The organism is Vibrio coralliirubri, assembly GCF_024347375.1.
GTDB lineage: Bacteria > Pseudomonadota > Gammaproteobacteria > Enterobacterales > Vibrionaceae > Vibrio > Vibrio coralliirubri.
The window spans coordinates 320,131-338,579 of record NZ_AP025470.1; the positions used below are offsets into that span (position 1 = coordinate 320,131).

Here is an 18,449-nt window from a genome sequence, read left to right on the forward strand (position 1 = left end):
CGGCAATATGGCAGCTAAAATCCGTCGTAATGACGAAGTAATCATTCTTGCTGGTAAAGATAAAGGCAAGAAAGGTAAAGTAACTAAGGTTCTGACAACTGGTAAAGTTATCGTTGAAGGCATCAACCTTGTTAAGAAACACCAAAAGCCGGTTCCGGCTCTAGGTCAACAAGGTGGCATCGTTGAACAAGAAGCAGCTATTGATGCTTCTAACGTTGCTGTTTTTAACGCGGCTACTGGTAAAGCAGACCGTATCGGTTTCCGTATCGAAGATGGCAAGAAAGTTCGTTTCTTCAAATCTAACGGCGAAACTGTTTCTAACTAATTAGAAGTAATTTGGAGTTCTACTATGGCGAAACTGCATGATTACTACAAGTCGTCTGTAGTCGCTGAGCTTACCAAAGAGTTCAGCTACACAAGCGTCATGCAAGTCCCTAGGATTGAGAAAATCACCCTAAACATGGGCGTTGGTGAAGCAATCAACGATAAGAAACTGCTAGAAAACGCAGCAGCTGATATGGCAACGATCTCTGGTCAAAAGCCACTTATCACTAAAGCGCGTAAATCTGTAGCTGGTTTCAAAATTCGTGAAGGCTACCCAATTGGTTGTAAAGTAACCTTGCGTGGTGAGCGCATGTGGGAATTTTTAGAGCGTTTAATCTCTATCGCACTTCCACGTGTACGTGATTTCCGTGGTGTTAGCGCTAAGTCTTTTGACGGTCGCGGTAACTACAGCATGGGCGTTCGCGAGCAAATCATCTTTCCGGAAATCGACTACGATAAAGTCGATCGCGTCCGCGGTCTTGATATTACTATCACGACTTCTGCGGGTTCCGATGAGGAAGGCCGAGCTCTGCTGGCTGCCTTTAACTTCCCATTCCGTAAGTAAGGGTAGGGTTACTGTTATGGCTAAACAATCAATGAAAGCACGTGAAGCTAAACGTGCAAAACTAGTAGCTAAGTTCGCTGAAAAGCGTTCTGCGCTAAAAGTTATCATTAGCGATGTAAACGCATCTGAAGAAGATCGTTGGAATGCGGTTCTTAAACTGCAATCTCTTCCACGTGATTCAAGTGCATCACGTCAGCGCAACCGTTGCAACCAAACTGGTCGTCCACACGGTTACCTACGTAAATTCGGTCTAAGCCGCATTAAGGTTCGTGAAGCTTGCATGAAAGGCGAGATTCCGGGTCTTCGTAAGGCTAGCTGGTAATTGCCACTTAATCATTTGGAGTAAATCTTATGAGCATGCAAGATCCGATTTCGGATATGCTGACCCGAGTTCGTAACGGTCAGGCAGCAAACAAAGTTGCTGTAAAAATGCCTTCTTCAAAGCTTAAAGTTGCAATTGCTGCATTACTTAAAGCTGAAGGTTACATCGTAGACTTCGCTGTTAACAGCGAAGCAAAACCTGAGCTAGAAGTTACTCTTAAGTACTTCCAAGCTAAACCTGTAATCGAGCAAATCAAGCGTGTATCACGTCCTGGTCTAAGAGTTTATAAAAATAAAGACTCTTTACCTACAGTGATGGGTGGTCTTGGTATTGCAGTTGTTTCTACTTCCAAGGGTCTGATGTCTGACCGTGCTGCTCGTAAAGCAGGTCTTGGCGGTGAAATCATCTGTTACGTAGCTTAAGGAGTAGATTATGTCTCGTGTTGCTAAAGCACCTGTCGCTATTCCAGCTGGCGTAGAGGTGAAACTAAACGGCCAAGAAGTTACTGTAAAAGGTAGCAAAGGTGAGCTTACTCGCGTTCTTAACAGCGCCGTAGTTATTGCACAGGAAGAAACCAACCTAACTTTCGGTCCGAAAGAAGGTGTTACTAACGCATGGGCACAAGCTGGTACAGCTCGCGCTCTAGTTAATAACATGGTTGTGGGTGTTACTGAGGGCTTCACTAAGAAGCTAACTCTTAAGGGTGTTGGTTACCGTGCTGCTATGAAAGGCAACTCTGTAGCTCTAACACTTGGTTTTTCTCACCCAGTAGAGCACGCTCTACCTGAAGGTATTAAAGCTGAGTGCCCTAGCCAAACTGAGATCATCATTACTGGTTGCGATAAGCAAGTAGTAGGTCAAGTTGCGGCTGACATTCGTTCTTACCGTGCTCCTGAGCCTTACAAAGGCAAAGGTGTTCGTTACGCAGATGAAAATGTGCGTACTAAAGAAGCTAAGAAGAAGTAAGGTATCACTATGGATAAGAAAGCATCTCGCATCCGTCGTGCTACACGTGCACGTCGTAAGATTGCAGAACTTGGTGCAACTCGCCTGGTAGTACACCGTACTCCTCGCCATGTTTACGCACAAGTTATCGCGGCAAACGGCTCTGAGGTTATCGCAGCTGCTTCTACTGTAGAAAAAGCGATCCGTGAGCAAGTTAAGAACACTGGTAACGTTGATGCAGCTAAAGCAGTTGGTAAAGCTGTTGCTGAGCGCGCTCTTGAAAAAGGCGTAGCTTCAGTTGCATTCGATCGTTCTGGTTTCCAATACCACGGTCGAGTAGCGGCGCTAGCAGATTCTGCTCGCGAAGCTGGTCTGAAATTCTAAGGTAGGGTTGGAAGATGGCTAAAGAACAACAACAAGCTAATGATTTGCAAGAAAAGCTGATCGCAGTTAACCGTGTATCTAAGACGGTTAAAGGTGGTCGAATCATGAGCTTCACTGCACTAACAGTAGTTGGTGACGGTAATGGTCGTGTAGGTTTCGGTTACGGCAAAGCTCGTGAAGTACCTGCTGCGATTCAAAAAGCAATGGAAAAAGCGCGTCGTAACATGGTTACTGTTGCGCTTAACGAAGGCACTCTTCACCACCCGGTGAAAGGTCGTCATTCGGGCTCTAAAGTTTACATGCAGCCAGCTGCTGAAGGTACAGGTGTTATTGCCGGTGGTGCAATGCGTGCCGTACTTGAAGTTGCAGGCGTACATAACGTACTTTCTAAAGCATACGGTTCAACGAACCCTATCAACGTTGTTCGCGCAACGATTGGTGCTCTAGTAGACGTTAAGTCACCAGAAATGGTTGCTGCTAAACGTGGTCTAACTGTTGAATCTATTTCGGAGTAAGCACACGATGGCAACTATTAAAGTAACTCAAACTAAAAGCTCAATTGGTCGCCTACCTAAGCACAAAGCGTGTCTTAAAGGTCTAGGTCTTCGTCGCATCAACCATACAGTAGAACTTGAAGATACACCGTGCGTACGCGGTATGATCAACAAGGTTTACTACATGGTTAAGATTGAGGAGTAATCAGAATGCGTTTGAATACTCTATCACCGGCTGCTGGCTCTAAACCTTCTAAGAAGCGTGTAGGTCGTGGTATCGGTTCTGGCCTTGGTAAAACAGGTGGCCGCGGTCACAAAGGTCAAAAGTCACGTTCTGGCGGCTCTGTTCGTCCAGGTTTTGAAGGCGGTCAAATGCCTCTAAAACAACGTCTACCTAAATTCGGTTTCACTTCTCGTAAGAGCCTAGTGTCTGCTGAAGTTCGTCTAGCTGAGCTAGCGAAAGTAACAGGTGACGTAGTTGATCTTAACAGCCTTAAAGCTGCTAACGTTATCACTAAGAACATCGAGTTTGTTAAGATCGTTCTTTCTGGTGACCTAAGCAAAGCTGTGACTGTTAAAGGTCTACGCGTGACTAAAGGCGCTAAAGCTGCAATCGAAGCTGCAGGCGGTAAAATCGAGGAATAATCTCGAGGAACGAGGTACAGATGGCTAAGAAACCAGGACAAGATTTTCGTAGTGCTCAGAGCGGCTTAAGTGAACTAAAGTCGCGCTTATTATTCGTAATTGGTGCACTTTTAGTATTCCGAGCCGGCTCTTTTGTGCCGATCCCTGGTATTGACGCAGCTGTACTTGCCGATTTGTTCGATCAGCAAAAAGGTACCATCGTAGAAATGTTTAACATGTTCTCCGGTGGTGCTCTTGAGCGTGCATCTATATTAGCATTGGGTATCATGCCGTACATTTCGGCATCGATCGTAGTCCAATTGCTAACTGTAGTTCATCCAGCGTTAGCGGAACTCAAGAAAGAGGGTGAAGCAGGCCGTCGTAAGATAAGCCAATATACACGCTACGGCACGCTTGTACTTGCAACATTCCAAGCTATTGGTATCGCAACAGGCTTACCAAACATGGTCGACAATCTGGTTGTTATCAACCAAACCATGTTTACGCTTATTGCTACCGTGAGTTTAGTAACTGGTACCATGTTCTTAATGTGGTTAGGTGAACAAATCACTGAGCGAGGAATCGGTAATGGTATTTCCATTCTGATTTTTGCAGGTATTGTTGCTGGATTGCCTTCTGCAATCGGTCAAACAATCGAGCAAGCGCGTCAAGGTGAATTGCATGTGCTTCTTCTGCTGTTGATTGCTGTATTGTCTTTTGCTGTTATTTACTTCGTAGTTTTCATGGAACGTGGTCAACGTCGTATCGTCGTTAACTATGCGAAACGTCAACAAGGTCGTAAAGTTTTTGCAGCACAAAGCTCTCACTTGCCTCTTAAGATTAATATGGCAGGTGTTATTCCAGCGATTTTCGCATCAAGTATTATTTTGTTCCCAGGAACATTAGCGCAGTGGTTTGGTCAAAATGGTGAAAGCAGCGCGTTCGGTTGGTTAACTGACGTGTCATTAGCTCTTAGCCCAGGTCAACCTTTGTATGTAATGCTTTATGCAGCAGCTATAATCTTCTTCTGTTTCTTCTATACAGCGTTGGTGTTTAACCCACGTGAAACAGCTGATAACTTGAAGAAGTCTGGTGCATTCGTACCCGGTATCCGCCCAGGTGAGCAGACAGCGAAATATATCGATAAAGTGATGACTAGACTAACCCTTGCGGGCGCTCTATACATTACTTTTATATGTCTGATTCCTGAGTTCATGATGGTCGCGTGGAACGTTCGTTTCTACTTTGGCGGCACATCACTACTAATCGTAGTGGTAGTTATCATGGATTTCATGGCACAGGTACAGACTCATCTGATGTCACAACAGTATGATTCTGTGTTAAAGAAAGCGAATCTGAAGGGTTACGGCCGTTAATTCGGTGGTAACAATTTCGATTCCATTTACGGAGTTTAGCAATGAAAGTTCGTGCTTCCGTTAAAAAAATCTGCCGTAACTGTAAAGTTATCAAGCGTAACGGTGTCGTTCGCGTGATTTGCAGTGAGCCAAAGCATAAGCAACGCCAAGGCTAATTAGCAGAAATTTTTACTTGAAATACAAGGTAGAGTCGAGTATATTCCTCGGCCTACCTTTTGCGTGCAAAAGAAGTAGTATGCCGCAGCGTATCCATAACGGGCTTTGCTGCGGATAATTCTTTTATGAACCCCTTAGGAGTGAATAATGGCCCGTATAGCCGGCATTAACATTCCTGATCATAAGCATTCTGTAATTGCACTTACTGCAATCTACGGTATCGGTAAAACTCGCTCTCAAGCTATTCTAGCTGAAGTGGGTATTGCTGAAGATGCTAAGATCAGTGAACTAACTGAAGAGCAGATCGATCAACTGCGTGATGGTGTAGCTAAGTACACTGTAGAAGGTGATCTACGTCGTGAAGTATCGATGAACATCAAGCGTCTTATGGACCTTGGCTGTTACCGCGGTCTTCGTCATCGTCGCAGTCTACCACTACGTGGACAGCGTACTAAAACCAACGCTCGCACCCGTAAGGGTCCGCGCAAGCCGATCAAGAAATAGTCGGATAAGGTAGAGTACAATGGCAAAACAACCAACTCGCGCGCGTAAGCGCGTACGCAAGCAAGTAGCTGATGGCGTAGCGCACATTCATGCTTCTTTCAACAACACAATCGTAACTATCACTGACCGTCAAGGCAACGCTCTTGCATGGGCTACAGCAGGTGGTTCAGGTTTCCGTGGTTCTCGTAAATCTACTCCGTTCGCAGCACAAGTTGCAGCTGAGCGTTGTGGTGAAATGGCTAAAGAATATGGCCTAAAGAACTTGGAAGTTATGGTTAAGGGTCCAGGTCCAGGTCGCGAATCTACTGTTCGTGCACTGAACGCTGCTGGTTTCCGTATCACTAACATTGTTGATGCGACACCAATCCCTCATAACGGTTGTCGTCCACCTAAGAAACGTCGCGTTTAAGTTTCGTTTCTAGGAATATTGGAGAAAGATCATGGCAAGATATTTGGGTCCTAAGCTGAAGCTTAGCCGTCGCGAAGGTACTGACTTATTCCTTAAGTCTGGTGTCCGTGCGATCGATACCAAGTGTAAAATTGATAACGCACCAGGTGTACACGGCGCTCGTCGCGGTCGTCTATCTGAGTATGGCGTTCAGCTTCGTGAGAAGCAAAAAGTTCGTCGTATCTACGGCGTTCTAGAAAAACAATTCCGCAACTACTACAAAGAAGCTGCACGTCTTAAAGGCAACACAGGTGCAAACCTGCTTCAGCTTCTTGAAGGTCGTCTTGATAACGTAGTTTACCGTATGGGCTTTGGCGCTACTCGTGCTGAATCTCGTCAACTAGTTAGCCACAAGTCTATTCTAGTTAACGGTAAAGTTGTAAACGTTCCTTCTTTCAAAGTAGCGGCAAACGACGTTGTTTCTATCCGCGAGAAAGCTAAACAGCAATCTCGTATTAAAGCGGCTCTAGAAGTTGCTGAACAACGTGAAAAGCCAACTTGGATTGAAGTAGATGCTGGCAAAATGGAAGGTACATTCAAGCGTATGCCTGAGCGTTCTGACCTATCAGCTGACATCAATGAACACTTGATCGTCGAACTTTACTCTAAGTAAGGTTAAAAAAAGAGAGGACACAATGCAGGGTTCTGTAACAGAATTTCTTAAGCCGCGTCTTGTTGACATTGAACAGATCAATACGACACACGCGAAAGTAACTCTTGAGCCATTAGAGCGCGGTTTCGGCCACACTCTAGGTAATGCTCTTCGCCGCATTCTTCTATCTTCTATGCCGGGTTGTGCCGTAACAGAAGTTGAAATTGAAGGTGTGCTACACGAATACAGCACTAAAGAAGGCGTTCAGGAAGATATCCTGGAAATCCTTCTAAACCTTAAAGGTTTGGCTGTACGCGTTGCTGAAGGCAAAGATGAAGTGTTTATTACACTGAACAAATCAGGCTCAGGCCCTGTTGTTGCAGGTGACATCACCCACGATGGTGATGTAGAGATCGCTAACCCTGAGCACGTAATTTGTCACCTAACGGATGACAACGCTGAGATCGCTATGCGTATCAAAGTAGAACGTGGTCGTGGTTACGTTCCAGCTTCAGCTCGTATCCATACTGAAGAAGATGAGCGTCCTATCGGTCGTCTACTAGTTGACGCTACTTACAGCCCGGTTGATAAAATCGCTTACGCTGTAGAAGCGGCACGTGTAGAACAACGTACTGATTTAGACAAGCTTGTTATCGATATGGAAACGAACGGTACTCTAGAACCTGAGGAAGCAATCCGTCGTGCAGCTACAATTTTAGCTGAACAACTGGATGCGTTCGTAGATCTTCGTGATGTACGTGTACCTGAGGAGAAGGAAGAGAAGCCAGAATTCGATCCTATCCTACTACGTCCTGTAGACGATCTTGAACTAACAGTTCGCTCTGCTAACTGTTTGAAAGCAGAAGCGATTCACTACATCGGTGATCTTGTACAGCGCACTGAGGTTGAGCTACTTAAAACGCCAAACCTTGGTAAGAAATCTCTTACAGAGATTAAAGATGTGCTTGCTTCACGTGGTCTTTCTCTAGGCATGCGTCTAGAAAACTGGCCACCAGCGTCAATCGCTGAAGATTAATCGAAAAGTTAGAAGGATTAGGTCATGCGCCATCGTAAAAGTGGTCGTCAACTCAACCGCAACAGCAGTCATCGCAAAGCGATGTTCAGCAACATGGCTAGCTCTCTTGTTCGTCACGAAGTTATTAAAACTACCGTGCCTAAAGCAAAAGAACTACGTCGCGTAATTGAGCCATTGATTACCCTAGCTAAGACAGACAGTGTTGCTAACCGTCGTCTTGCATTTGCTCGCACTCGTGATAACGAAGTTGTGGCAAAACTATTTAATGAACTAGGCCCGCGTTTCGCGGCTCGCCAAGGTGGTTACACTCGCATTCTTAAATGTGGTTTCCGTACTGGTGATAAAGCTCCAATGGCTTACATTGAGCTTGTAGACCGCCCAGCTGCTGAAGAAGCTGCTGAGTAATCTATACTAGATTCTTAATACAAAAGCCGAGCATTAGCTCGGCTTTTTTGTGTCTGTAGAACAAGGAAAAGATAATAGAAATTGCACCATGATGTTTGGCATTTTTTGCTTGTCTTGTCTGCGCCATTTTTCAAAAATATCTCGTATCTCGTATCTCGTATCTCGTATCTCGTATCTCGTATCTCGTATCTCGTATCTCGTATCTCGTATCTCGTATCTCGTATCTCGTATCTCGTATCTCGTATCTCGTATCTCGTATCTCGTATCTCGTATCTCGTATCTCGTATCTCGTATCTCGTATCTCGTATCTCGTATCTCGTATCTCGTATCTCAAATATCTTTTGTTCCGCGCACAAAAAAGAGCACCGAAGTGCCCTTATCAAATTTTAAGCTAGCTATTAATAACTAACGCTTATTGCCATATAGCTGAAAGTGAATCCATCAGGCCGCTCGTTGCACCTTGTGACTGCAGTGCTTGAAGAATAATTGGCGAAAATGTTGTAACCATTGATGGATCCATACCTAATCCAGAAAATGCACTTTCAACGGCACCTTGTGAGCTTAGTAGCGATGATAGACCCGTAGACTCAAGGCTCGACATACCCGGAATTAGTGTCGCGAGTTCTTTGTTGTCGGCTGTGCCAAGTGAGTTTTGTGCAAGGGCCAACATTGAACCAATACCGCCAACTGCTTGGTCGCTGGTAACAGAAGCTTGGTCAGCTACCGTATCCACTAGTGGCGTTGTTTCGTTCTGCTGAGACCACATATTCACTGCTGCCATTAGTGCAGTTTGTGATAGTTGGGAATAGTTGGTATCTGATGATGAACTGGTTTGTTCAGAGTCGCTCGTGCTAGCGCAAGAGACAACAGCAAGGCTGCTTAAAACTGTGATGAGTACTTTCTTCATTATTCGTCCTTAAGTAATAAAGTAATTTACTCTTTCACTATAAACGAAAAACGGCGATGTAGTCACATCGCCGTTGGATTATTTCAATTTTATTTGCCTATAGTATTTTGTTTTACTAAAGGTTTTTATAAAAATTAAAGAATTGCTAGAAGTTCTACTTCAAATACTAGAGCAGCAAATGGTGGGATTGCAGCACCTGCACCACGCTCACCGTATGCTAGATCTTGAGGGATGTATAGCTTCCACTTAGAGCCAACAGGCATCATTTGTAGAGCTTGTACCCAACCTTGAATTACGCCAGTTACTGGGAATTCAGCAGGTTGACCGCGAGATACAGAGCTGTCGAAAACAGTACCGTCAGTTAGTTCGCCGTGGTAGTGAACACGTACTTGCTTGTCTGCAGTTGGGATTTCGCCAGTACCTTCAGTTAGTACTTCGTACTGAAGACCAGACTCAAGAACCGTTACTTCTGAACGAAGAGCGTTGTCAGCTAGGAAAGCTTCGCCGTCAGCAGCAGCAGCTTTAGCTAGTTCTTGACGTGCAGCTTCACCACGAGTGTGTAGCTCTTGTAGTGCGTTGTTGATTTCGTCAACTTCGATAGCTGGCATGTCGCCAACTAGAGCTGTTGCGATACCAGCAGCGATTGCGTCAACGTTTAGGCCTTCAAGACCAGAACCTGCAAGTTGTTGGCCCATTTGTAGACCGATACCGTAGCTAGCTTTTTGCTCTACAGTTTCAAATTTTACTTCAGACATGAAAAGTCACTCTTTTTGTCAGTACGAAAAGGGTAAGAATACCAGTATTAGCAGCGTGAAGAAACGGCTAGTCCCTGATCACTTGCGCTTTACCGTGCCCAAATCACAGCCATGTCAATTTTCTCGCTTTGGGCCTTGTTGTGACGGAAAGATCTATACTGTTGGTACTTTGGTTTTTATACTGTAGTTATTCAATGTATAGGACGCAGTGGTATGAATCGTCGTCAAAAGAAAAAACAGAAAGTTGACCACTTAGCAGAATTCAAGGATCGACTGAATCAGGTCAAAGAGAAATTGAGTTCGATCGATGTGAAGAAAATGAAAACCTCAACAGCGAAAACTTGGGGCTCATTGCCGAAGTTACACCAAAGACTGTTGATGGTGATTTCTCCGATCGTACTGATATTACTTTTTGTGCCGCTACCAGAACCTAAAGTAGACACAGCTCCAACAACATCGCGTGTTGAGCTTGAAATAAACACCGTCGGCTTAAGCGAACAGCAAAATGCCAAGAGCAGTTCATCAGAACCGAGTAACAAAAATTGGCAGGAGTACCTTGTTAAGCAAGGGGATACGTTAGCGCAGGTTTTTCGAAACAACGATTTGCCATTGTCTGACTTGAATGCGTTAGTGCGTATTGAAGGTGCAGATAAGCCACTCAGTCAGATTCGTAAAGGCCAGCTGGTTCGTTTCAAACTTGCTGAAACTGGGCAGTTGGACATTCTTCAGCTAGAGAAAGGCGACACTTCGGTGATGTTCTTCCGCTTATCCGATGGTGGCTTTGGTCGCAGTAAGTAGATGAATAGTGAGCCTGAGTTAAAGCGCTTCACCATACACAGATAAACGATAGAAAAGAGCTAAGCATTAGCTCTTTTTTTTGGTCGCTTGAAAGGGGCGAGTGGCAAGATGATAAGCATGATTCCGATAAAGGTTAATGTATCCGGAATCTCATCGAACCATATTGCACCTATTAGCGCGACAAACACCAATCCTGAATACTCAGCCAAGGCAATTTGGCTAGAGTGTGCCTTTTGGTAGGCAGCAACCGCAAGGCCGTTGTAGCTCAATATGAGTGTTGCACTCAGGGCTATGTATCCCAAGTGACCCAAAGACACCAGCTGCCAGTATAAGAAGCACAATACCAATGATGCTGGAATGGAGAATAAGGTTGTCCACCACAGCGTTGTGAAGACGGTTTGTTCACTAGGAAGCCTTCTTACGAGTACATTAAATAGCGCGAGAGTGAGTGCTGTCCCCAAAGCAAACAATGCTGCCCAATGAAATTGCGATGGTCTCAAGACAATCAATGCGCCAATAAAACCTATGGTTGTGGCGATAACCTTGCCGAGTGCCGGTTTCTCTTTCAATAGCAACATTGAGAGCGGCAACATCAGTAAAGGCGCGACATAAAATACTGCGTTGGCGGTTGCTAAAGACAAGTGAGTGATCGCGACCACCATACATCCACTGCCAATCAGAATTAACTGACCTCGAATGAAGGTTACCTTAGCCTGCTGTAAGCGTCGTTGTTCTTTTTTCTGCTGAAGCCACAAAGGGGTGATGATGAGCAGAGATATCAACTGTCGGAAAAAAATATACTGCAAGGGCGGTACTTCGCCATTTAACAGCTTTACCGCTACGTCGGAAAGCGAGGCAAACAAGTTGCCCGCAACCAGCAATAGAATACCGGCAGTGATATTCGTCATTATTTTTCTAATCTCATGTCTATATGAGGAATGTCATCTTCGAGGTACATATCCGAGATGGTTTTGAAGCCATGGCTCGCATAGAAGCTTTCTAGGTGTTGCTGCGCGCCAATATCAATGGCCGTATTTGGCCAAAGAGCCTCACAGCGTGTTAATGCTTCTTTGATTAATTGATGCCCCAAGCCATCACCTCTTGCTGATTGCTTGGTTGCGACTCGGCCGATGCTGGTATTGTCGTAAGAGGTACCTGGTGGTAATAAACGTGCACACGCTACCAACTCTTCATCAGAATAGCCAAGCAGATGCTCAACACCTGCGAGTGTATCTTTACCGTCGAGCTCTGGATAAGGACAAGTTTGCTCCACCACAAATACATCGACTCTTAATTTAAGTAGTTGATAAAGCTGTTGTGTTGAGAGTTCAGAAAACGGAATTGAGTGCCAAGTGATCATGTTTACATCCAGAGATTATCGATGCTCTGAATGTACTATGCGCGATGATTGTTGGCATTAACTATTGTTAATTCGACCTTTAATTCTGCTCAGGCTGATTGCAGTTATTCCTAGGTAGGCTGCAATTTGATTGTCGTTCAAGCGCTGCTCAAGGTCGGGATAGTGCTCGCAGAACAGCTGATAGCGTTGCTCTGGTGTATAGAGCAGCATGAAGCGTTCTTTATTTTCCTTATGCATCAGCTGTGTTTCTAACAGCTTTAAATACAAAGGATTATTTGATGCTCGCCACTCGATAACCGCATTCATTGGCAGCTCTAACATGGTGATGGGTGTCAGCGTTTCTAATAGGTAAGGAGAGGCTTGGTTCTTTATCAGACTCTCAAAGCCGATGATCCAATCTTGTTCCCAATAGAACTCTTTGCTGTATTGCTTACCGTCATTGGTGAGGTAGCAGGCGTGGCACAAGCCCTCAAGCACAAAGTAGATTGAACTCGCCATCTCACCTTGATTGATCAAGATGTGTCTGGTTGGCAGCTCAAGTGGCTTGGCAACAGCGAGTAGAGATTCAATCTGGCTTTCAGAGAAGTCGAAGCTTTGCAGTTGTTCGATAAAAGAGGTGTGCATGAAAATAACCTATCCCAAATAAGTGCCGAAATCATCGCACTTATTTGGAGAGAGGTACAGAGCGGGATAAATCAGCGTCGTGCGTGTTGCTCTAGGTAGTCTTGAGCAAGCTCTCTGCCCATGTATTTACCCAGAGTTTTCAGTGGTACCTTTTTAAGGTTCACCACAATCAAGCCATCCAAGGCATCATTAAATGATGGGTCGACATTAAAACACACCAGTTTACCGTTCATCCCTAGATATTGGCGCAGCAGTACTGGCAGGCCTTTACCTTGCTCCATGCGTGCTAACACTTTAGAGAGCAGAGGTACACTCGCCAGTGAAGAGAGCAGGTGATTCTGCCAGAACACATGACTGCTGGTATTGAGTGGTGATGAAGGTGAAACCAAATTCGCCTTTTCCTCGTCGTAGTGATGGATTGATAAGGTGGTCGCGATCAACAGACGCGCATTGTGGCTGTAATCATTACTGATACTGACAGGGCCGAACAGATGGGTGTATTGAGGGTGACGAGAAACAAAGGTCGCGATGCCTTTCCACAATAGTAACAGTGAGTTCAGGCTCTTTTGGTAAGGCTTACTTACCACTGATCGCCCAAGCTCAATGCTGTTTTCTAACGTATCAATGAATTCTTGGTTGTAGTTAAACAGGCTACGAGAGTAGAGCTGATCAAGCCCGTGCTCTGCGATGAGTTTGTCGACCATACCGAGTCGATACGCGCCAACCAGTTCTGCCTTGGTTTTATTCCATACAAACAGTTGATGGTAGTAAAGGTCGTATTCATCTAAATCACAGGCAAGCCCACTGCCTTCTCCGACTTCTCTAAAGCTCTCTTCTCTTACTCGACCAATCTCGCGCATTAAGTTAGGAATAGATTGGCTTGGCGTGCAGTAGACCTCGAAATCCCCTTGCTCGAGCAGTTTCATCTCTTCAGGGAGTGAGTCTATCTCTATTGATAAGACTTCTGGCGGAATAGGCGCTATCACTTGGGTATCGAAAGAGGGCGCGTGGATGGGCGTGCTTGGGCTATCTTGTTGACTCATTAGGTAGGTATTGAGTCGTAGGTAGTTGACGATATCCATCTCTTTTTCAAACGATTTTATCTCTGAATACGGAATCGATGAGCCAATCGAGATAGAGATAGTCGTCGCCTGTTTATTAAGAAGTTCACGGCCGAGTAGAGCGGTTCTTAATAGCGGATGAACTCTTCCTGCTTGGTAGAAAAGCTCGCTGTTTTTACCATTGATAAAGATAGGCACTGTGGTGGCTTGATGACGTTTGACGAATTTGGCGACCGACTTGCTCCACTCGATATCTGTCAGTGTTTTTGCCCCTTTACGGTAGCTCGATACTTCACCCGCAGGGAATACAATCAACAGTCCGCCATCAGCCAAATGACGATTGGCGTCTCGAATGGCTTTGGCATTGGTGCGTTTTGATTCTTTACTATTAAAGACATCGACACCGATGAAAAGATCATCCAGTTCAGGCAGGCGTTTAAGTAGTTCATTGGCCAGCACCTTCACATCCTTCCTTACGGATCCTACGAGATCGGCAAGGATCACACCTTCAATAGCACCAAGTGGATGGTTAGCCACAATCACCACTGGCCCTTCTTTCGGGATATTCTCTGTGGTGCCAGATGAAACCGAGTAGTCGATATTGAGCGCCGACAGGGTGTGATGCATGAATTCAAAGCTAGATAACTCGTTTGGTCGATCTTGATAGAGTCGGTCTAGCTTAGATAGCCCAGTTGCCCACTCGACAACAGACTCACCTAAACCAAAAGGCGTGTAACGTGGTAAACGAAAAGGACTATCAATCATAATGAAGCTACCTTATTGACTAAAGTTGTTTAGGAAACCGTCTTGATTCTTGAAATCTTTCACACTTAAAAACGCACCGCATAACCAGACTAGGCATGCCATGCCAAACAATAATCCGCCGTCGTAACCGACAATTTCACCCGCTGCATTGAACTCAGGCATCTGAATACCGAGCGGCGTAAACAGGTGGAAAAATATCGCACCGCTCATGATCCCCACGCTCATAATGGCACCCAGGCCATGCCAACGCGTGAACAGCAAAATGGCCGCAATTAGTTCAGCGAATCCAATCAAGTAGCCGCCAAACGAGCCGAACCAACTGAGCCCTGACCATGTCGAGAGTGTGCCAAAGATATGTTCAGTCTCGTATGAGCCAGTGAACTTAAAGAACAGCGACTGAATAAACACAAACGCGATAAATGCCGCAGGGATATGTTTGGCTGGAGTGAATGTCATCGTTATTCCCTTACTTAATCAGTTGCGGCCAAACTTTATCGGCTTGTTGAATATGCTGTGCTTGGTCTTGTTCCCAACGCTGCTTAATCTCTTGGTCGTAGTTGAGGTAAAGCTTGTTATCAACAATCGTCCATTGATGTGGGTCACCCGGTGCAAAGTCACTCTTCGCTGATACTGCCCAAGCGCAATAGCCACCATATTGAGGGGCATATTTTTCAGGATTATTAACAAATAAAGTCAGATTCTTTTCAGAAGAGAAATACCAATCCGCGCCTTTGTACTCAGTGCTGAATTTTTTACTGCCTTCAATGGGCTTACCGGAAGTGAAATACGCGACGGTATCGTAGCCATCGAGCGCCTTACTGCTAAAGAAACCAGTGTAGATTTCATCGGCGGCAAATACGTACGGGCTAACAAGTAGCAGAACCATGGTTAATAGTTTTCTCATGATGGACTCCATCTATAGATTGATTGCGGGTGATAAATCAAAGGTAAAGCGCTGCTGATTTATCTGGCATGGTTTAATGGGTTCGCATGGTGAGCCGGGTGCATAAAACATAGAGGCTTGGCCATGCAGATTACGTAAGTGTGTAAAGCTCACGGTATGTGCGTCTTCGCGATGCATACAGGTCGCTAAATGAGGTTGTTCACTGTGATGGTGAGAGTGGAACATCAGTAAGTTCTGTTGATTCTTACTTGCAGCCATAAGCTGATCGTATTTTGCTTGTCGGTAAGCTTGCACTCGCTCTAAATCAACACCGGATGAGAACAGTGGAGAATCTGTGTCGACTATTTGCTGTTGAATACCATCCCACATATAGGCGATAACCAGACCATTGTGTTGGGTTAGATTGGGCGCGAAAGCCAGCAAGGTAAATGGGGCAAAAGAGTGTAGGTCTAGCTTGTGAAATGCTTCAGAGAGCTGACTGATATTACGACTCGATGATAGATTTTTAAGTAGCAAACCGCGGCTGACTAACGGCCCAACGGGCACTGTGCCTTGATAGTTATTGAGTAGGCATAGCGAAAGCCCGAACTCATTAATACTTATCCAGCTACCCCCGCCAGTTGGGTCGAGTGGCATGATGATATCGACACCGTTGACTCGATATTGTCTGGGTGGCATTGCCAGTGCTCGCGTCTTTTGTTCATCACGATTAAAAAAGACCTGATAGCCATTCTCTTCAAGCAGCCAAGATACTGAACACATGATTATTGCTCCCTCAGATAGCTGTTGGTGGTTGGGGCATAACCAAAGCTGTTGCAGGTCTCGACGTCTAGGAAGGTGGTGATCACCTTGATCATCGCGTAATGATGATTGGCATGCAGCGCGGCAAAGGTGACCTCTCTTTCGAGCGTTGAAGGCAGGCTTGCGAACACTTGAGCATCCATCGAAACCTCAGTTTGGATCATGATAGGCGCTTCGAGATCTCGACGGTCTAATCGTTCAAGCCAGTTGATCACATAGTGGATCTCTTTGACTGCAATAGAGCGGTCGTATTCGACGGGATGACCACGACGACGAGTGTTGTAATCAACGGTCTCATCCTCTTTTAAAATCAAGGCGTGAAAAAGATCCAGTGTGTGACGAGTATGTTCACCGATAGAGCTTGTAACGTGTGGCTTTGCTCGTGTCAGGTAATCGCTGTCAGAAATCGCTAACAAAAACTCTAGACCCTGATTCAATATCTCTACCGCTCCCTTGATGCTAGGAGAGAAAGAAGTAAGGGCGCTCGGTTGGGCTATGGGGTTCATTCATGATCCTCGTGCAAAGTTAGTCGGTAGTCGGATATTGTTGAACAAGACGTCGCTCTTCTTGCCACGCCGCAAATAAGCTCTTAAAAGAAGGGGATTGGTGGCCTCGTTGTTTTTGCTGAGCGCCAATATCAAAAAGAATGCGGTATTGCAGGAGTAGCGTAGAAAATATCTCTCGTAATGGGGTGTTGCGATCCCAGATATGTCCCGCCTCACTGCTTGCGCCATTGACCTCAAGAATCGTGAAATCCTCACCGTTCATTAGGCTGTGGATGTCCTTAAACTTGACGTCGAGTCGACCAAAGTGAAAGCCATCGAAGTCGTCGAATATCTCGTCTAAGCGTTCTGTTAGAGCCTGAGTGATGTATTGATTACCGTCTCGGAAGATACAGCCACGGCTATGGCTGCCAGCAAACGCGAGTTGGAACTCTTCGCCCTCTGCGAGCACTTGATCCAATTTATCTTCATGCCTTGGCAGATACAGATGGCTGAGCTGCCCAGCGCGCGGGCTATTTTCAATTAACTGCTTGAGTGTCGACTTGCCATCACCCATCACCATTGGCGCATATTTGAGTGTGATCGAGATGATCTCACCTTGCTTTTTGTTTGGGTAACGAACGTAGAAAACACCCGCTTCGGCTTGATAAGACGCCTTTTTCTGCAGTAGAAAGCGAGCATTATTTGGGAAAGATTCGACATATTGCTCAAGTTGATCTTGGTTGTTGATCAGTTTTACTCCAACACCTCGACAGCCAAGATCCGGCTTCGCCACGATTGGGAAATCAAGATCTGATTGTATGAGTGCGCTGCGTGCGTCTTCGGCTTGTTTTTTACTGCTGAGATCCGTTTTGGTTAGGATTATAAACGGTGAGATCCAACGCTGACTTGAAGATCCGGCAAGGCTTAATATCTCGTGTTTTGATTCGCCGACCATGCCACTGAGTTTGATGCTCGGATTGGCGATGAGCGGCAGCGCCCAGTCAAAGTGCCGTAACCCTTGCATCAGGCTTTGAATGACCACTGGCGTGTAGAAAAACCAAGTCGGAAGAAACTCATAAGGAGAGACACTACGCACGGTATCTTTTTCAAGCAGAGGCATGCCTGCATTAATTTGATGTGCGGGAATGATGCGAATATCTTGCGGTGAACTCATGATAGCCCTCTAGAGTAGGTTTTATTCATTAATCGATTGCCGATAAACAGCAAAACGATGGCACTCGGGATGATGATCCATTGATATTCAGAGGCTTGCAGCCAGGCTGATGTCCCTAAATAGTAGATGGCAGAGAAGACAATGCCAGTCCAGAGCGCAGTTGCGCTGATGACGGCAAATAAGAAAGTAGGCAGTGGGATGGCGAAAAAGCCACTCAGAGTAAAACCAACGGTGCGTAGCCCAGGAATAAAGCGGATAACAAAAAGGCTACTGAATGCGTTTTGGCGTAATTTGGTACGAAGAGAACGAAAGTACTTATTGGTGAGGGCTTTATATCGAACGCCTCGGAAGTAACGTCCTGATTTTCCTAGGTAGTAGAGGCCCAAGTCACCCGTGGCAATACCGATGAAAATGGCAAGCAGCGCATATTGAGGAGGAATGAGCCCTTGAGTGGCTAAACCGGCAGCGGTAACAATCGCAAGATCTTCAAGCAGGTAAGAAAGCGCGATAATGCCAAGCATCAGCCATAGCAGCGACTCCTCCCCTGAATGTAACCATGCTTGAATGCTCTCGACCGTGCTCATCAAATGTCCTTTTCTATCCTATAGATGAATGGCTTAATGACCATTCATTGAGTGTA

At 45.5% G+C, this 18,449-nt stretch carries 29 protein-coding genes; 17 read left to right on the forward strand and 12 right to left on the reverse strand.

Going from position 1 to position 18,449, the window contains the following annotated elements:
• Window positions 1-7: 7 nt before the first annotated feature.
• The 16 genes from rplX to rplQ all read left to right on the forward strand — a co-directional run bounded on the left by rplX (window position 8) and on the right by rplQ (window position 8,175).
• On the forward strand, window positions 8-325 hold the full coding sequence (rplX, locus tag OCV20_RS01490; protein WP_004738792.1) for a 50S ribosomal protein L24: 318 nt from the start codon (window positions 8-10) through the stop codon (window positions 323-325).
• 24 nt (window positions 326-349) lie between these two features.
• Window positions 350-889 (forward strand): 50S ribosomal protein L5, encoded by a 540-nt coding sequence (gene rplE, locus OCV20_RS01495; RefSeq protein WP_004738790.1) that lies wholly within the window; start codon window positions 350-352, stop codon window positions 887-889.
• Between the two features lie 16 nt (window positions 890-905).
• Complete coding sequence (gene rpsN, locus OCV20_RS01500; protein ID WP_004738789.1) at window positions 906-1,211, forward strand: 30S ribosomal protein S14; 306 nt, start codon at window positions 906-908, stop codon at window positions 1,209-1,211.
• Between the two features lie 29 nt (window positions 1,212-1,240).
• Window positions 1,241-1,633, forward strand: coding sequence for a 30S ribosomal protein S8 (gene rpsH, locus OCV20_RS01505; RefSeq protein ID WP_017061309.1), 393 nt, complete (start codon window positions 1,241-1,243; stop codon window positions 1,631-1,633).
• Between the two features lie 10 nt (window positions 1,634-1,643).
• Window positions 1,644-2,177, forward strand: a complete 534-nt coding sequence (gene rplF / locus OCV20_RS01510) for a 50S ribosomal protein L6 (protein WP_017063712.1) — start codon at window positions 1,644-1,646, stop codon at window positions 2,175-2,177.
• 9 nt (window positions 2,178-2,186) lie between these two features.
• The gene (rplR, locus tag OCV20_RS01515; protein ID WP_048605977.1) at window positions 2,187-2,540 is read left to right on the forward strand and encodes a 50S ribosomal protein L18; all 354 of its coding nucleotides are present in this window, start codon (window positions 2,187-2,189) and stop codon (window positions 2,538-2,540) included.
• Window positions 2,541-2,554: 14 nt separating this feature from the next.
• Window positions 2,555-3,055: a 30S ribosomal protein S5 gene (gene rpsE, locus OCV20_RS01520; RefSeq protein WP_004736754.1), complete on the forward strand. Its 501-nt coding sequence runs from the start codon at window positions 2,555-2,557 to the stop codon at window positions 3,053-3,055.
• 7 nt (window positions 3,056-3,062) lie between these two features.
• Window positions 3,063-3,239, forward strand: a complete 177-nt coding sequence (gene rpmD / locus OCV20_RS01525) for a 50S ribosomal protein L30 (RefSeq protein WP_004736756.1) — start codon at window positions 3,063-3,065, stop codon at window positions 3,237-3,239.
• A gap of 5 nt (window positions 3,240-3,244) precedes the next feature.
• Window positions 3,245-3,679 carry a 50S ribosomal protein L15 gene (gene rplO / locus OCV20_RS01530; RefSeq protein WP_004736758.1) on the forward strand — a complete coding sequence of 145 codons (435 nt, stop codon included), beginning with the start codon at window positions 3,245-3,247 and terminating at the stop codon, window positions 3,677-3,679.
• 20 nt (window positions 3,680-3,699) lie between these two features.
• A complete protein-coding gene (gene secY / locus OCV20_RS01535; protein ID WP_004738781.1) occupies window positions 3,700-5,034 on the forward strand; it encodes a preprotein translocase subunit SecY in 1,335 nt (444 codons plus the stop codon).
• A 41-nt stretch (window positions 5,035-5,075) separates the two neighbouring features.
• Window positions 5,076-5,189, forward strand: a complete 114-nt coding sequence (gene rpmJ, locus OCV20_RS01540) for a 50S ribosomal protein L36 (RefSeq protein ID WP_000868186.1) — start codon at window positions 5,076-5,078, stop codon at window positions 5,187-5,189.
• A 148-nt stretch (window positions 5,190-5,337) separates the two neighbouring features.
• Complete coding sequence (gene rpsM / locus OCV20_RS01545; protein ID WP_004738779.1) at window positions 5,338-5,694, forward strand: 30S ribosomal protein S13; 357 nt, start codon at window positions 5,338-5,340, stop codon at window positions 5,692-5,694.
• 19 nt (window positions 5,695-5,713) lie between these two features.
• Window positions 5,714-6,103 carry a 30S ribosomal protein S11 gene (rpsK, locus tag OCV20_RS01550; protein WP_004738778.1) on the forward strand — a complete coding sequence of 130 codons (390 nt, stop codon included), beginning with the start codon at window positions 5,714-5,716 and terminating at the stop codon, window positions 6,101-6,103.
• Between the two features lie 31 nt (window positions 6,104-6,134).
• Complete coding sequence (gene rpsD, locus OCV20_RS01555; protein ID WP_004738777.1) at window positions 6,135-6,755, forward strand: 30S ribosomal protein S4; 621 nt, start codon at window positions 6,135-6,137, stop codon at window positions 6,753-6,755.
• A gap of 22 nt (window positions 6,756-6,777) precedes the next feature.
• Window positions 6,778-7,770: a DNA-directed RNA polymerase subunit alpha gene (locus tag OCV20_RS01560; RefSeq protein ID WP_004729813.1), complete on the forward strand. Its 993-nt coding sequence runs from the start codon at window positions 6,778-6,780 to the stop codon at window positions 7,768-7,770.
• A 24-nt stretch (window positions 7,771-7,794) separates the two neighbouring features.
• Complete coding sequence (gene rplQ / locus OCV20_RS01565) at window positions 7,795-8,175, forward strand: 50S ribosomal protein L17 (RefSeq protein ID WP_004729812.1); 381 nt, start codon at window positions 7,795-7,797, stop codon at window positions 8,173-8,175.
• A 412-nt stretch (window positions 8,176-8,587) separates the two neighbouring features.
• On the opposite strand, the gene OCV20_RS01570 is transcribed toward rplQ, so the two are convergent.
• Together OCV20_RS01570 and OCV20_RS01575 are read right to left on the reverse strand one after the other, a co-directional pair.
• Window positions 8,588-9,082 carry a DUF2780 domain-containing protein gene (locus tag OCV20_RS01570; RefSeq protein WP_086775404.1) on the reverse strand — a complete coding sequence of 165 codons (495 nt, stop codon included), beginning with the start codon at window positions 9,080-9,082 and terminating at the stop codon, window positions 8,588-8,590.
• 134 nt (window positions 9,083-9,216) lie between these two features.
• Window positions 9,217-9,837, reverse strand: coding sequence for a BamJ family beta-barrel-assembly machinery protein (locus OCV20_RS01575; RefSeq protein ID WP_008220519.1), 621 nt, complete (start codon window positions 9,835-9,837; stop codon window positions 9,217-9,219).
• 213 nt (window positions 9,838-10,050) lie between these two features.
• Here OCV20_RS01575 and OCV20_RS01580 point away from each other — a divergent pair, with 213 nt between their 5' ends.
• On the forward strand, window positions 10,051-10,635 hold the full coding sequence (locus tag OCV20_RS01580; RefSeq protein WP_086775405.1) for a LysM-like peptidoglycan-binding domain-containing protein: 585 nt from the start codon (window positions 10,051-10,053) through the stop codon (window positions 10,633-10,635).
• Between the two features lie 59 nt (window positions 10,636-10,694).
• On the opposite strand, the gene OCV20_RS01585 is transcribed toward OCV20_RS01580, so the two are convergent.
• From OCV20_RS01585 to OCV20_RS01630, 10 genes are all read right to left on the reverse strand, one after another.
• On the reverse strand, window positions 10,695-11,543 hold the full coding sequence (locus OCV20_RS01585) for a DMT family transporter (RefSeq protein ID WP_086775406.1): 849 nt from the start codon (window positions 11,541-11,543) through the stop codon (window positions 10,695-10,697).
• Window positions 11,543-11,995: a GNAT family N-acetyltransferase gene (locus tag OCV20_RS01590; RefSeq protein WP_086775407.1), complete on the reverse strand. Its 453-nt coding sequence runs from the start codon at window positions 11,993-11,995 to the stop codon at window positions 11,543-11,545. Before OCV20_RS01590 ends, OCV20_RS01585 begins: the two co-directional genes overlap by 1 nt.
• Window positions 11,996-12,052: 57 nt before the next feature.
• Window positions 12,053-12,619 carry a Crp/Fnr family transcriptional regulator gene (locus tag OCV20_RS01595; RefSeq protein ID WP_004735262.1) on the reverse strand — a complete coding sequence of 189 codons (567 nt, stop codon included), beginning with the start codon at window positions 12,617-12,619 and terminating at the stop codon, window positions 12,053-12,055.
• A 71-nt stretch (window positions 12,620-12,690) separates the two neighbouring features.
• Window positions 12,691-14,445, reverse strand: coding sequence for a lysophospholipid acyltransferase family protein (locus OCV20_RS01600; protein WP_086775408.1), 1,755 nt, complete (start codon window positions 14,443-14,445; stop codon window positions 12,691-12,693).
• A gap of 12 nt (window positions 14,446-14,457) precedes the next feature.
• Window positions 14,458-14,901, reverse strand: coding sequence for a hypothetical protein (locus OCV20_RS01605; RefSeq protein ID WP_050647061.1), 444 nt, complete (start codon window positions 14,899-14,901; stop codon window positions 14,458-14,460).
• 10 nt (window positions 14,902-14,911) lie between these two features.
• A complete protein-coding gene (locus tag OCV20_RS01610) occupies window positions 14,912-15,349 on the reverse strand; it encodes a YHS domain-containing (seleno)protein (RefSeq protein WP_050622148.1) in 438 nt (145 codons plus the stop codon).
• A 12-nt stretch (window positions 15,350-15,361) separates the two neighbouring features.
• Window positions 15,362-16,111 (reverse strand): NRDE family protein, encoded by a 750-nt coding sequence (locus tag OCV20_RS01615; protein ID WP_050647060.1) that lies wholly within the window; start codon window positions 16,109-16,111, stop codon window positions 15,362-15,364.
• Between the two features lie 2 nt (window positions 16,112-16,113).
• A complete protein-coding gene (locus OCV20_RS01620) occupies window positions 16,114-16,656 on the reverse strand; it encodes a DinB family protein (protein ID WP_050647059.1) in 543 nt (180 codons plus the stop codon).
• A gap of 19 nt (window positions 16,657-16,675) precedes the next feature.
• Window positions 16,676-17,809 carry an ATP-grasp domain-containing protein gene (locus OCV20_RS01625; RefSeq protein WP_086775409.1) on the reverse strand — a complete coding sequence of 378 codons (1,134 nt, stop codon included), beginning with the start codon at window positions 17,807-17,809 and terminating at the stop codon, window positions 16,676-16,678.
• Window positions 17,806-18,393: a DedA family protein gene (locus tag OCV20_RS01630; protein WP_086775410.1), complete on the reverse strand. Its 588-nt coding sequence runs from the start codon at window positions 18,391-18,393 to the stop codon at window positions 17,806-17,808. Before OCV20_RS01630 ends, OCV20_RS01625 begins: the two co-directional genes overlap by 4 nt.
• Window positions 18,394-18,449 lie beyond the last annotated feature (56 nt).